Annotated in this window: 1 rRNA gene; it reads right to left on the bottom strand. The window is 55.5% G+C overall.

The annotated features are described in order from the left end of the window. Positions 1 to 154: 154 nt before the first annotated feature. Positions 155 to 247 (bottom strand): 23S ribosomal RNA (locus P8629_RS12480); the annotation flags it as partial.

Genomic DNA, 247 nt, shown 5'->3' with positions numbered 1-247 from the left:
CGTAACAGGTAATGCATATCATGCTGAGGTGTTCGTTGACGTGTATTGTGTGCGTCTCTTGTCAGCAAGCGCTCTGGCTCACTGCGGCGTATCCGGTGTTGCGAGTGCGGTCACACTCTTCGTTATCATCACGACCAGACCCCTTGGGTGTTATAGGGTCAAGCCTCACGGGCCATTAGTACACGTTAGCTCAACGCCTTGCAGCGCTTCCACACCGTGCCTATCAACCAGCTGGTCTCGCTGGGCC

It is taken from the genome of Hydrogenovibrio sp. 3SP14C1, from assembly GCF_029625905.1.
In the GTDB taxonomy this organism is placed as follows: domain Bacteria; phylum Pseudomonadota; class Gammaproteobacteria; order Thiomicrospirales; family Thiomicrospiraceae; genus Hydrogenovibrio.
Note: the sequence above shows the minus strand (reverse complement) of the source record. Positions and strands in the feature narration are given on the sequence as shown.